11 protein-coding genes are annotated in these 13,403 nt (G+C 42.8%); 2 read left to right on the top strand and 9 right to left on the bottom strand.

The genetic code is table 11. The features are described from left to right. Positions 1-260 precede the first annotated feature (260 nt). From HMPREF1195_RS00590 to HMPREF1195_RS00565, 6 genes are all read right to left on the bottom strand, one after another. On the bottom strand, positions 261-2,264 hold the full coding sequence (locus tag HMPREF1195_RS00590; protein ID WP_023917532.1) for an FtsX-like permease family protein: 2,004 nt from the start codon (positions 2,262-2,264) through the stop codon (positions 261-263). Next, positions 2,257-3,024 carry an ABC transporter ATP-binding protein gene (locus HMPREF1195_RS00585; RefSeq protein WP_023917529.1) on the bottom strand — a complete coding sequence of 256 codons (768 nt, stop codon included), beginning with the start codon at positions 3,022-3,024 and terminating at the stop codon, positions 2,257-2,259. Before HMPREF1195_RS00585 ends, HMPREF1195_RS00590 begins: the two co-directional genes overlap by 8 nt. A 328-nt stretch (positions 3,025-3,352) precedes the next feature. Then, the gene (locus tag HMPREF1195_RS00580) at positions 3,353-3,916 is read right to left on the bottom strand and encodes a hypothetical protein (RefSeq protein ID WP_023917528.1); all 564 of its coding nucleotides are present in this window, start codon (positions 3,914-3,916) and stop codon (positions 3,353-3,355) included. Positions 3,917-4,127: 211 nt separating this feature from the next. Continuing rightward, positions 4,128-5,246, bottom strand: coding sequence for a DUF4767 domain-containing protein (locus HMPREF1195_RS00575; protein ID WP_023917526.1), 1,119 nt, complete (start codon positions 5,244-5,246; stop codon positions 4,128-4,130). An 83-nt stretch (positions 5,247-5,329) separates the two neighbouring features. Beyond that, on the bottom strand, positions 5,330-6,187 hold the full coding sequence (locus HMPREF1195_RS00570) for an alpha/beta hydrolase (protein ID WP_023917525.1): 858 nt from the start codon (positions 6,185-6,187) through the stop codon (positions 5,330-5,332). Then, positions 6,174-7,466, bottom strand: a complete 1,293-nt coding sequence (locus HMPREF1195_RS00565; protein ID WP_023917524.1) for a PTS transporter subunit EIIC — start codon at positions 7,464-7,466, stop codon at positions 6,174-6,176. Before HMPREF1195_RS00565 ends, HMPREF1195_RS00570 begins: the two co-directional genes overlap by 14 nt. Before the next feature lie 320 nt (positions 7,467-7,786). Here HMPREF1195_RS00565 and HMPREF1195_RS00560 point away from each other — a divergent pair, with 320 nt between their 5' ends. Further along, positions 7,787-9,181: an MFS transporter gene (locus HMPREF1195_RS00560; RefSeq protein ID WP_023917523.1), complete on the top strand. Its 1,395-nt coding sequence runs from the start codon at positions 7,787-7,789 to the stop codon at positions 9,179-9,181. Between the two features lie 275 nt (positions 9,182-9,456). After that, positions 9,457-10,152, top strand: a complete 696-nt coding sequence (locus tag HMPREF1195_RS00555; protein WP_023917522.1) for a VIT1/CCC1 transporter family protein — start codon at positions 9,457-9,459, stop codon at positions 10,150-10,152. Between the two features lie 28 nt (positions 10,153-10,180). On the opposite strand, the gene HMPREF1195_RS00550 is transcribed toward HMPREF1195_RS00555, so the two are convergent. The 3 genes from HMPREF1195_RS00550 to HMPREF1195_RS00540 all read right to left on the bottom strand — a co-directional run bounded on the left by HMPREF1195_RS00550 (position 10,181) and on the right by HMPREF1195_RS00540 (position 13,256). Beyond that, positions 10,181-10,720 (bottom strand): NADPH-dependent FMN reductase, encoded by a 540-nt coding sequence (locus HMPREF1195_RS00550; protein WP_023917521.1) that lies wholly within the window; start codon positions 10,718-10,720, stop codon positions 10,181-10,183. A 304-nt stretch (positions 10,721-11,024) separates the two neighbouring features. After that, positions 11,025-12,083 (bottom strand): Rpn family recombination-promoting nuclease/putative transposase, encoded by a 1,059-nt coding sequence (locus tag HMPREF1195_RS00545; protein ID WP_023917520.1) that lies wholly within the window; start codon positions 12,081-12,083, stop codon positions 11,025-11,027. 249 nt (positions 12,084-12,332) lie between these two features. Continuing rightward, complete coding sequence (locus tag HMPREF1195_RS00540; RefSeq protein ID WP_021152814.1) at positions 12,333-13,256, bottom strand: L-lactate dehydrogenase; 924 nt, start codon at positions 13,254-13,256, stop codon at positions 12,333-12,335. Positions 13,257-13,403 lie beyond the last annotated feature (147 nt).

The following is a 13,403-nucleotide window of genomic DNA, read 5'->3' as shown; positions in this document are numbered from 1 at the left end:
CTTAGGTGAGTACGGACGTTAGCGAACTTCTTCGAAGTTCCATAACTTAGTTTTGGACCTAAGGTTCCAAAACTCCCGAGTGATAGAAATACTAGTATTTCTATCACTTTTCTCACGGCGGAAAGTTTCGGTATCTATTTAAATAAGCTTAATAACATACATTATTATAATTCTTTCCGCAACACTTGGCTTGTCCTATGTAAAAAACAGTTTGTTTATTTATTGGATTTTTCATTTCTCAATCTTTTATAGACTCTGCGCTACCTCACGACAATTTTCCGATAACTTCTAGACGTCAGTAGAAAGACGAGGATATAAGAGATGAAAAAGACAGCGCAGATGGCTAAGGTTGTTTGAAGGACCAAGCCCGCATTGTTCGCTCCTAAGAGAGCAACGATTTTTGCAATCATCTTATAGGCCACTCCTAGGTAGAGGAAGGAGAAGAATAATGGAAGGAAAAAGACGGTGAGAATCTGTTTGCGTATGGTGGTGCCGGTTTGCTTTTGGTCCAATCCTACTTGTTGCAAGATCACAAAATTTTCCCGGTCCTCATAGCCTTCTGAAATCTGTTTGTAGTAAATCACGAGAACCGTAGCCAATAGAAAGATCACAGATAGGAAAACACCAATAAAGAGGATTGTCCCTGCTGATTCACGCCACTCCTTCTCCATGCTGTATCGATCAACCCCACCAAACAAAGTCCCACCATATTGACTCATTTTGTCTGTCGAATAAAGCTCTTTGGCCATTCCAGCTATAAAATCTTGGTTTTCTTTATTTTTAGCACTAATAGAGAATTCCAAATTTTTATCAATTTTTAATCCCAGTTGGTTCAAGTCAGGGAGGACAAGATACAAGCCCATTTGGTGTTGAAACAGGTCGGCTTGAGGGAGTTTCCCTTGGATAAAATTGGAGTCTAGTTTTTGCTTAATCGCGAAGCTCTTTCCATTGATTTCTAATTGCGAGTCTAGTCTTCCAGGATACTGATACCCATAGGCTAGGATTTCATTTTCCCCAAGCTCAACTTTTTGACCCGTCAGTTGCTCATAAGTTGCCTGATCAAAAAAGTAGACTACTCCTTCTGTCTTCAATTCCTGACCAGTTTCTTGATCGGACTGGTCATAAACCTCTAAGACCTTTCCATCAATCTTTCGAATTTCAGCCGACCAGTATGTTGTCTGATTCACTTGATAATCTGATAGATGTGTCGCATCGGCCACTTTCTTAATTTGTGCTTGAACCTCCTCAATAACCGGTTCTGTTTCAGCTTCTGAAGTCATATGCCCCACACTAATATTGTAGTCCGAAGGGTACATAGTATCTAGGTAATTCTGCCCTCCAATAAAGAGATTCAGCGACCCTGTTAAGGTGACCAAGACCATGGTGGAAAGAATACTAATGGTCGCAAGGCCCGCTGCATTTTTTCGCATCCGTGCTATTAAGTTGGAGACGGATATAAAATTCTCTGGCTTGTAATAGTAGGATTTCCGACCTTTGAGAAATCTTAAAAAGGTAATGGTGCCTGCGTTGAATAAGAGATAAGTCGCAAGAATGACCAAGATAACGGCAATAAAGAATCTTTGGACAGCCGCAACTGGACGCTCTGCTGTTAGCGCTAAATAGAAAGCAATTCCTAAGAGTCCTAGTCCTAAAAGAGTTTGGACCAGCAAGAAGCGTCCTTTCTTCTCTCCTGCCTTTTTCTGTTGCATGAGGTGGAGGGAACTGTAGCGCAAGAGACGGAAAGAATTTAACAAGAGAATGAGGGCAAAAGCTAAGGCTAGCCCAAATAAAGTGTTAAGAACAGCCCCTATCTGGAAGGTCGATTGAATGACGACTGGAAGCCCCATACATTTTAAGAGGAGGGCAAAAATCAAGGGATCAAACAAGAGCCCCAAGCCCAGTCCTACTCCAACTGTGAGGATATAGAAGATAAGCAATTCCCATAAGGTCATGACGAGGAGGTGCTTCTTCTCCATCCCCAAAACACTGTACAAGCCCAGTTCTTTGGAACGATTTTTCATAACATAGCCATTGGCATAAGCCACTAAAATGACGACGACCAGCTGGACGATGAAACAACCAAAACCAAGGACAGCTCTTGCCGTTCGTCCTCCGTAAGAAGCTTCTAAATGAGGGGTCGTTGCCAGGGCGATAAAGCTATAGAGGATCATAGTCGTTAAAATGATAGCTATAGCAAAAGGGTAATAGAGCTTACGATTTTGTTTGAGGTTGGAAAGAGCTAATTTACTTGTTAATTTAAACATCACGATCCTCCTTACTCGCCATGACCGTCAAGGTATCCGAGATTTCTTGGAACATCTGACGTTCTGTTTTTTCCCCGCGGAAGATCTGGTTGTAGAGAATTCCGTCTTTGATAAAGAGCACGCGCTTGGCCCGAGCAGCCGCTGCAGTTGAGTGGGTCACCATGAGGATGGTTTGGCCCATTGTATTAATATCTTCAAAGACATCGAGCAACGCAGCCGAAGACTTGGAATCCAGCGCCCCTGTTGGCTCATCAGCAAGGAGAATTTCAGGTGAGGTGATGATGGCACGCGCTACAGCCACCCGTTGTTTTTGCCCGCCAGATATTTCGTAAGGATATTTCTCAAGAAGCTGGTGAATACCCAACTCCCGACTCACGCTATCGACTTTACTCATCATTTCCTTGACGGGCCTGCGAGAAAGGACCAAAGGTAAGAGGATATTGTCCTTGACAGACAAGGTATCCAGCAGGTTGAAGTCTTGAAAGACAAAGCCTAGTTTTTCCCGACGGAAGCTCGAGGCATCCTTGTTCTTGATAGTTGAAGTATCGGTACCGTTGAGGTAGACCCGTCCTTCGGTCGGCTGGTCCAGCATGGCTAGGATATTGAGGAGGGTCGATTTCCCGGATCCTGATTCCCCCATGATGGCGACGTATTCACCCTTTTCCACAGTGAAGTGAATATCCTTTAAGGCTTCGACTTGCGTTCCTTGAAAGCGCGTTTTGTAGATTTTTTTGATATGTTGAACATCTAGTAGGGTCATGGTCCGTTCCTTTCTAGCTCGATAAAAGCTTCAATCCATTTTTACAAGTCTATTGTACTAAAACTGAAGCGCTTTCACCATAACCTAACCTTACATTTTCCCCTTTATTTCTTACATTTTTGTAAGAAAGCGAAAAAACAGGCTAGGACAAAAGTCCTAACCTCTTAATTGTTTTTGGATTGTCGAACAAGACGCAGTGGTTGAGTGGGCTCTACTACGCTGATTTCATCAGCTTTTACAGCCCTACTCAACTGTGCAGAGGTGGGACGACGAAATCGAATTCTAACGAATTACCGATTTCTGTCCCACTCTCATTTTCATTTATGAATTATTCGGCTGATGAAGAGAGCAATGGTGCAATTGATTGATAAGCACCTTCAAGAGCTTTTTGGGCAATATCGCGAGCATTTTTCAATTGTTGTGCGAATTGACTACGAGCTTGTTCAGGAACAACTGTATCATCAGAACCTGCAGCTGAAAGTGTATCGTTAAATGTTTTTCTTGCAGTTTCCATAGATTGGATCCCAGGAGCTACTTGCTGATTATAGGCATCTTTACCAGACTCGGGCATCTTATCCCCAATCTCTTTGACATATTTTGTGTAGTTGTCAATCATTTTTCCATAAATGGTTTTCATATCACCAAGTGTTTTGGCATTATCAATTTCTTCATCAGTCAACAAGACAATTTCTGGAATTTCAACAGAAGAGGTTGCTGATTTTGATGTTTTTGATGAACTGCTTGATTTGCTTTTTGAAGTAGATGATTTTTCTACTTTGCTAGAAGAAGCCTTTGCATCTTTGCTTGATGATTCCGAAGCAGTTTTACCAGAACATGCTGCTAAGGTTGCAACTGACAAGAGAGCCACACCGGCTGTAAGAAGTTTTTTCATATTTTTTCTCCTATAAATAAAGAATGAATATATTCTAAATGATTTTCCTTTGCTTGTCAAATATTTTCCGTTTCTAAATGCAATTACACCGTTAATTATCACTAGTTTTTAACATATTTTCTATCCCAAAAAATGTCGTTTATTTTGTATTTTTATTCATACATTGAATAAACAAAACCAGAAAAACAGTCGTTTCCTGGTTTTTCTTTTTTTATTGATGAAGCAGTTGCGTAAATTCTTCTTGAAGTTCCTTGTTGTCCGTTGGTTTTAGATACATCTTTCCACCATTGGTCGTTGGAGAATGAAAGACAATGCCTTCTCCTGTATCTGTAATAGCAAAGAAATAACTATGCACATCTGGATACTTGTCCCAATTGCTATAGCGTTCTACGATTCGGTATTTTGCATTTCCTTGGCCAGTATCTGTATAAATAGCATCCATCTTGCTATTGTCCCCTAGAGTATAGAGGTTGTCAGGTCCTACATCACCGCCAGCTATGCCTTTTTGGTAGTTGGGTTGCCCCATCTTTTCGCCCCAGGTCTTCATAAATTCTGCTAATTTTGCTGATTTTTCAGCATTCCACGGCGTTTTTTCCTGGCTTTGGCTATTTCCTGCTGATGGTGTGCTTTCAAAGGTTTGCCAGTCAAAAGCCTTGAGATCCAGTTTATCCTCATCAGATTTTCCAAAGAGGGCATTCAGATCTGACCCAGGTACTTGGACTTCTTCTTCCTGGACTTTTGTCGCGGCTTGAGGTGTCTTTTCTATTCGTGAAAGCACGGCTACACCACGGCCAGTTCCCGACAACCAGCTGACTTCTAAGACATCTCCTCCCTGATAGAGGGTTGTCGCATTGCGCGCTCCTCCGTGTCCAGCGACGAAACCTTCTGCAAGCAAGGTCGGCTTTTGGTCCTTGAGGTAGTAGACTCCTGTCGCAAAGTAGCTCCCATCGGTTTGCTGGTTGGCGATGATCATCTCATCTACCCCATCGCTATTTAAGTCCTTAAAGGCATAGCGAACAGCTGCTGGCTGATTGATGACAGTCTCGATCACCCAGCTATTGATCATCCGATCTTCTTTGGCTAATTGAGAATTCAATTTTGAAATAGCATCCACATCCTTTGAAGTAGCAAAAATCTTTTGATAGTCTGAAAAAACAGACTGGTATAATTGTTTGTTATCTGCTTTTTTCGTCTGTTTATTTGTGCTTGTCTGGCTGGTTGCAGCCTCTTTTTTGGGACTGGATTTGCGTTGGTATCTCTGGTAACATCCTGTTAACAAAATCATACTTGAAACCACTAAGCCCAACTGCATCCACTGTTTTCTTTTCATCTGATCTCCTTTCGTCTCCCCTATTTTCATACTAAACTTTATTATACTAAAAAAAGGGTGAGGAAGGAATCCCTTCTTCACACTTAGTTTATTTTATTCGGTTTGGCTCGACGATCCGTTTGACTTTCAATATGCTCTTTCACCAAGGCAACCACCTCATCATTGGTTGGAAGGTCCGAGTGCTGGGCATCTTCCCCTGTCACCGTAATCTCCGTATAGCTAGCCGCTTGGTTTTGGTAGATATATTTCCCAGCGGAAACACTGGCGTCCGGGACCAACTCATCTGAATCATAGGTAATGGTCCCTGCTACTGAATACATATGAAGGGTTGTGGGGATAGCTTCTTTTCCCTTGATAAAGTCAGCCAACATCTCAGATTTATTTTTGATATTGGTTTCCGTGAAATTGTAGGGAGTTCCGATGGTCATGAGGGTCTTGAGATCCACATCATAATCCCCCAGGTAATTTTCAATAAAGGCTGTATAAATCAAGCCACCGTTGGAATGACCCAAGCCCTTAAAATTATTAAAATTGTATTTTTCTTGAAGGGCTTCAAAGGCTTGATTAAATAGTTTGGCTTGCTTTTTAATGTTGCTATAGCCATCTTTGTTGTTTTCAAAACCAACTACAATTACCGGCTCATTGTCCTTGGCATCAATACTACCACTATAGGTGATATGCCCATCATTCCAAACCTTAACCTTGAGCAGACTGTGTTTGGTTCCTTGACGGTCTTGGTTGAGCTTGGTCACCAAGCCATCGAAGCGGTTCTCTGTCGCAGAGCTTCCCGGGATCATGATGATGGGAGACAATTTTGAATTATAAAATTTCTCGATTTTTGAAACATTGGTCCGAGTCCAACTATAAGAAGGAATGGCTAAAGCGATTAAGAAAAGACTGACCAAAGTGAGGACGATCGCTGTTTTTTTAGATTGTTTCATCGCTTTCTCCTTTCACTTTTAAATCTTTTCGGATACGATTTCCCATGCGGACAAATGGTAGATAAAGGAGCACATCGACGGCAAAACAAAGTATACTGACAGCTAAGGCTCTAAGACTCCCTCCCGTTCCAATAAAAGAATAAAGAAGGCTAGGAGTCCCATCTGGCACCGGATAGACGGCTGCTGGCATCAGTTTGAGGCACAAAGCTACAGCTGCTATCGCCATATTCACCAAAGGGATCAATAAAAAGGGAATCACATATAGGAGGTTGAGAAGGACCGGTATCCCTACCATGAAAGACGCTCCGTTGTTAAAGAGACTTGGAAACAGACTGAGGAGGCTGACTTTCTTGTCCTTTTGACTTCGTGAAACCAATAAGATTGCAACCAAAAGCGCTAGGACAGCGCCGACACCAGCCACCAGACCAAAACTGCGGTACAAATTGGTCAAGGTATAGAGATGAGGAATGCCTGTCGTTGTATGATGGGTCACAGCGTAGGTGAGATTTTCCAAAGCAAAGTTATCATCCGCAATTGAGTTCAAGGCAAAGGCTTGACTATTTCCAAACCAAGCAGATAGCCCACTAAATAGTCCCATGACAAAGGTGGACAAAAGATAATGACTGCTTACCGTGAGAGAAGCCAAGAACTGTCGGATAGTCTGAAAAATATTAAATTGGTTCCCAAGAACCAAAAGAAGATTTAGGCTGACCCCTAGAACTAAGGATAAGAAAATGGGACGCACCGTCTTGGGTTGATAGATGAAGTCTTTGTCCACAATCTGATCGTCACTGGCTTTAGATAGCCGAAAGATCTGTCCGATAAGATAGCCTAAAACAATGGCTAAGAGGATATTGGTCGTCGCAGGTAAGTTAATGCGTGTCAGTTGCCCATCATGGAGTGGTCCCACCAACAATTCCTGAGACCCTACAATCAAGCTGACCAAAAGAGCAGTCACGCCGGCTGTCCCCGTACTTCGACCGTAATGCCCAGCTGTGTATTTTCCAGCGAAGTAGGTCGCTAAAGGCCCAGCTAGACCTCCTAAAAAATTGGAAAAATTAATGAGGACTTGACTAATGGCCTGATCCCATGGCAACCAGCTATCCATCGAAAAGAGCTGATGGATATAGCCTCGATCGGAGAAGACCGATAGAGCGATCACCCGAATGATTCCAGAAAATAGGAAAAAAGGAAATAAGGAAACCAGGGTTTTCTGGGAAATTTGAATCAAACTTTTTTCTCGTAACCAGAAAAACTTCTGGACTAAATACTTGGTCATGGGGCCTCCTGTTCGAGTTGATTGACTTATTCACGTTGCTTACTTTCTTCTTATTATACCATACTGGCGAGCCTTTCCTTTCGTTTGTAGAGACGTCATCAGTTGAGAATGCTGTTAAAATTTTCAAAACTTTTCAAAAACTCTTTGACAGGGGTCTTCATTTCCTCTATACTATTTGTTAGCTAACAAAACGATGAATCATGTTAACGTCAGCCTTGCTATGCTCCTAGCGATTGGAGCTAACGGAAAATCAGATCGTAACCATGATTTTTATACCATAGTCCATATCTTTAGGAAGATTTAGGAGGAATCAGACACCGATGTCACAAGATAAAATTTCAGCCAAGGTCCTGTTTGCAATCTTTGCGACGGGGATCCTTTCTTTTTGCGGGGTTGCTGGAGAAACTGCCATGAATATCACCTTCCCAATATTGATGAAGGAATTTGAAATCAATACCGCAACCGTTCAGTGGGTCACCACCATCTATCTTCTAGTAGTTGCCTGTGTGGTCCCCTTATCTGCCTACCTCAAGCGCTCTTTCAAAATGAAGTCCATCTTTTTAGTTGGAAATCTCCTATCTGTTTTAGGTGTTCTCATTGACTTCCTAGCTCCAAGTTTTGGCTTTGTGGTCTTGGGTCGATTGGTCCAAGGAATGGGGGTTGGTTTTGCCCTTCCTCTGATGTTTAATATCATTTTAGAGCAGGTCCCAAAACGCAAGATCGGTCTCATGATGGGAGTGGGGACCCTGATTACAGCTATCGCTCCCGCCATTGGTCCTACTGTCGGTGGTCTCTTGACAGCTAACTTCGGCTGGCGCTCCATCTTTTTGGTTCAATTCCCGATCCTTCTAGCTTCGCTAGTTGCAGGACTTCGCTCCATTGAGCAAATCAGTAAAGTCAAACGAGAAACCCTTGATATCATGAGCCTTCTCGCCATTATTGCATCATTTTTAGGCTTGATTCTAGGCATTCACGGTCTCTCTGACCATGCTTTCTTTAGTTTTTCTGTCCTTGGTTGGCTGGTGATTGGGTTCTTGGGACTCGTTCTCTTAGTCTGGCGGTCCAATCAGTTGGAGAATCCCATTATCAACCTTGCCATCTTAAAGAACCATCTCCTCACTGGCCATGTTCTTGCCTTTTTCACTTTCCAATTAGGTTCTCTGGCCATGAGTTTCCTCTTGCCCAATTATATCCAGTTGGTCAACCACTCTAACACCACACTTGCAGCTTTGATGCTGCTTCCAGGAGCCATCATCGGAGCTGGCTTTGCTCCTTTCTCCGGTCTCATTCTAGATAAGTTGGGCGCTCGCAAACCGATTCTCCTTGGAGCTGCTTTAATCCTTCTAGCCCATTTCCACTTCACCCTTTTTGCTCTGAAGCTGACAAATGGCTTGATTCTCATCTTTTACATGATCTTCATGACCGGTATGGGGCTTGCCTTTGGCAATATCATGACCAACGGACAAAAACAACTCTCTCTGGAAGAGCAACCCGATGCGAACGCGATCTTTAACACCCTGCAACAATTTGCAGGCGCTGTCGGAACAACCCTGGCTTCGCTGATTGTTGCCATGAGCCAAGCTAATCAAAAGATGGACTTTACTCAAGCCACTGCTAAAGGAAGTCGCAACGGTTTTATGGTCTTATTTGCCTTGGGCATCTTCCAACTCCTTCTCTTATTTTGGGTTGTTGGGAAAGAACAAGATACGAATTAATTTTTCTCATCAGAAAACAGCAATTTGCTGTTTTTTTGTTATCCTTTTCTGACCCGTGTGACAATGCCATCAGTATCCTCAAAGGTAAAGTCACTTCTGCTAAATAAATCTTGCTAGAATAGGCGTATGACCTATTCTTTCTTTTTGCTTGCAATGCCAAAGATTATAACTTAAATTTCATTAAATTGTCGAACTTTTATCATTTGAGTTAAAATCCTTGCTTTCTTTTTGTATTTTATTTATAATCATTCTAAATAAGATAAAGGAGACATTGTATGACTGAAATGAAACATGGAGTAGATGAATCATTTAGCGATCGATTGAATATCTTGAGAGCCGCGGTTCTCGGGGCCAATGATGGGATTATTTCTATTGCTGGGGTGGTGATTGGGGTGGCCAGTGCCACACCAAACATCTGGATCATTTTCCTATCTGGCTTGTCGGCGATTCTGGCAGGTGCCTTTTCGATGGCGGGTGGTGAGTATGTTTCTGTTTCCACACAAAAAGACACGGAAGAAGCCGCTGTGAACCGCGAACAAGCCTTGTTGGATCGCGATCCAAAGTTAGCGAGAGAATCTCTCTACCACGCTTATCTTCAAAATGGAGAATGCGAAACTTCCGCAAAGATTTTGACAGAACGGGCCTTTCTGAAACATCCCCTCAAAGCCCTAGTCGAAGAGAAATATGGTATCGAATATGAGGAGTTTACCAATCCTTGGCATGCTGCTGCATCTAGCTTTCTTGCTTTTTCGGTTGGTTCCCTTCCTCCAATGCTCTCTATTATTCTCTTTCCAACTGCCTATCGCATCCCGGTGACGGTCTTCGTTGTTGGACTATCCTTGATCTTCACTGGCTATACCAGTGCAAAACTGGGAAAAGCACCAACCAAGCCAGCCATGCTTCGCAACCTCATCATTGGCCTTCTCACCATGGGTGTGACTTACTTCTTCGGACAACTCTTTAGTATCTAAAAAGCTGAGACTTCTGTCTCAGCTTTTCTTATGCTTCTAATAAGGCTTGTGCTTGTTTTTCCAGTCCTGCGACCTCTTCATCTGTCAAGACTAATTCACCTGTTTCCCAGGCTTCTGGGTTAACGGTTGTTCCAGTAAACTCTCCAACCACTTGAGTCCGAACGAAAGGCAAAAGCGCTTGGTATGCCGCAAACATTGGTTCGTGTCCGGCATTGGCTACTGAAGAAACCGTTACGATCTTATCTTGAAGGGCAGATGGACCACGAGTTTCTGACAGGTCAAGGGCACGGCTAAGCCAGTCGATCAGGTTTTTCACTACACCTGGAATAGCAAAGTTATAGACTGGCGAGAAGATCCAGATGGCATCCGCAGCAAGGACTGCATCACGCGCTGCTTGCACTGCTGGTAAGGTTGGCGTTTCCAAATCTTGGTTCATCATTGGGATGTCTTTGTAGTCCAAGTAAGTCACTGTTGCTTTTCCTTCAAGAAGGCTTTCTGCTTTCTTAGCCATTTGGTGGTTAAAAGATCCTTGACGAAGGGATCCGACAATAAATAAAATGTTTTTCATAGTTGCTTCCTCTTTCTGTTGTAAGATTATTTATTACAATAGCTATTATACAGGATCACAATGTAATATCAAGGATTACAACTCGTATTTTTAAACTTCTATTCCAGTTCACTAGGTGAGGAGCAAGAGGAGTGAGAAAAAAAGGTTGGATAAAAGTTTCCAACCTTCAATAAATCATAACCGTATAAATCTGTAGAGGATCAAGATCCAAAAATAACGAACTCCTGACGATCTTTACAATCCATTTTAGAACTACTTTTTTATAAGCAAGGTAATTCTCAAGCCCCAAATTCTGTTCGCGCTACTACTCCTCGTTAGACGAATCCGTAGCCAACATTATTTTGATGGATTCGCTGGATAAATCCGTCATTTCAGCAATCATCTCAATACTCATCCCCTTCAAAGATAGTTTTTGAATCAGAGACTGCTGACCAGCTTGAACTCCCAACTCCATGCCTTCTTGTCTGCCTTGTTCCAATCCCTGTTCGAGACCACGCTCGAGTCCTTGTTCGAGACCTTGTTCTAAACCTTGTTCAAGACCTTGTTCGAGTCCCTGTTCGAGTCCCTGTTCAAGACCTTTTTTCAACCCTTTCTGAAAACCGGCTTCCAGTTGTTCTTTCCGAAAGGTATCCATGCTCATTTCCCAATTTTCTCTGATACGAATCCGTTCATCAATCATTTCTTTTTCCTCCCTTGTCCAATTTGATGGGATCAGGAGTGATTCTGCCTGCTCGATCACTTGATCTGGTTGATGACTGAATGGGCGATTGCCAAAAAATTCAAGCCATTGTCTCCAGTGAGCATTCAACTCCGTATCTCTACTTTCATTATACTTATCCAACTCTAAAAAGGCAACCTTTAACATATTATGAGCTACTCCATCCTTTCGAGAGCTATAAAGAGGTGTCCCATCTACTGTATGGCGCATTTCATAGACATTGACAGGTGAATCTAAATGAGGAAAAATACTTCGCTCCAGGATAGCGATCCCATAGACCGGCTCCAGCTCCTGGTACATAGAATGGGTTGCCCCTTTCTTTCGCTTGCGTTGGACATTTTCTACCAGTTGATTGGCTAAATAATAGTGAAAACGATTCAAGAAATACTCTTGCTTCAAAACTTGAATCTCAATGATGACTTCAAGCCCACTATCTAGTCTTGCTCTCACATCAACAGATGTTTCAAAAGGAAGATCTCCTAAAAACCCCTGCTCATGGATCTGGTCTCCTTCTAAAATCTCAACGGACTCTACTGGCAGATCCAAGACTTCGCGGATGAATTTCGCTGTCACATCCGGCAGACTAAAAATCTTTTTCGCCATTAAATCCAAGGTGGGCGATACATACTCATGTCGTTTTTTCATAGCAACCTCCGATGATTTCGTATAGGGAATCCCCTCACTTATACTATTCGAAAAAATTGCAGAAAATGAGGCTGGGACAAAAATCCTAGCCTCTCAATTATTTTTGGATTGTCGAGCAAGACGCAGTGGTTGAGTGGGCTCTACTACGCTGATTTCATCAGCTTTTACAGCCCTACTCAACTGTGCGGAGGTGGGACGACGAAATCGAATTCTAACGAATGACCGATTTCTGTCCCACTCTCTTTGCTTTTATGCATGCTCCAATCCTTTTCGTGTGTTTTCCTTAATGGTTTCGGCTGAATGGAGCAATTTTTCTTTTTCTTCTTCTGTCAAATGCAAATCCAATCGTTCAAGAATTCCTTTTCGACCTACAATTGCTGGATAGCCAAGATAGGTTCCATATTCTGGACGATAGTTAGACACTGGCATTTCCTCGTGGCTATCATTGATCACAGCTTCTGCCAGGCGTTGGGCTGCTGCTGCAATCCCAAAGTTAGTATAGAATTTACCAAAGAAGACCGTGTGACCACCGCGCAAGGACTCGTAGTTGATGGCGTCAAGCTCTTCTTGAGAGAAGAGATCGGTAATAGCGTGTCCCTTGACACGGACCTGACTCCAAGCAACAAATTGAGAATTTCCATGCTCACCGAGGTTGTAACCTGATACACTAGCAGGAGAAACCTGCAAACGATCAGCGACTGCACGCTTCATCCGAGCTGTATCCAGTAACGTCCCTGTCCCAATCACCTGCTCTTTTGGAAGGCCAGTATATTGTTGATAGAGTTGAGTGACGGCATCGACCGGATTGGTCACTACCAATAAGACCCCGCTAAAGCCAGAAGCCTTCAGATCACGCGCTACTTGCACCACTTGCTTGCTGGTAAAGGGAAGCTCCGCAAAACGGTCATCAGTGTTATTAGCCTGCAACTCGATATTTCCAAGAGTCGACACCACGACATCCGCATCTTCTAAAGCTGCGTAATCATTGACCGTGATATGAACTGGATACCCCGTATTGGCAACCGTATCACAGAAATCCAAGGCATCTGCCTTGACCTTTTTCTCATTGGTATCAATCAAGACCAAGTGATCACAGGTGTGTTTCAAAATCATGCTGTGGGCCAAGGTGGCACCCACATGCCCCAAACCAATAATACCAATTTTTCTTGTCATCAGAATCCTCTTTTCTAGTATCGATCACACTGTTGGTGAGGATAGCTCTTTGTTGACTCTATTCTACCACAATTCTAGAAAGGCGGATTGAAAAAATGGGAAAATTTTCAAGTTTTTTCAAAAAAAGAGGCAGTGCCTCTTTTAACG

Origin of the sequence: Streptococcus parasanguinis CC87K (genome assembly GCF_000507765.1) — a bacterium.
In the GTDB taxonomy this organism is placed as follows: Bacteria; Bacillota; Bacilli; order Lactobacillales; family Streptococcaceae; genus Streptococcus; species Streptococcus parasanguinis_J.
Note: the sequence above shows the minus strand (reverse complement) of the source record. Positions and strands in the feature narration are given on the sequence as shown.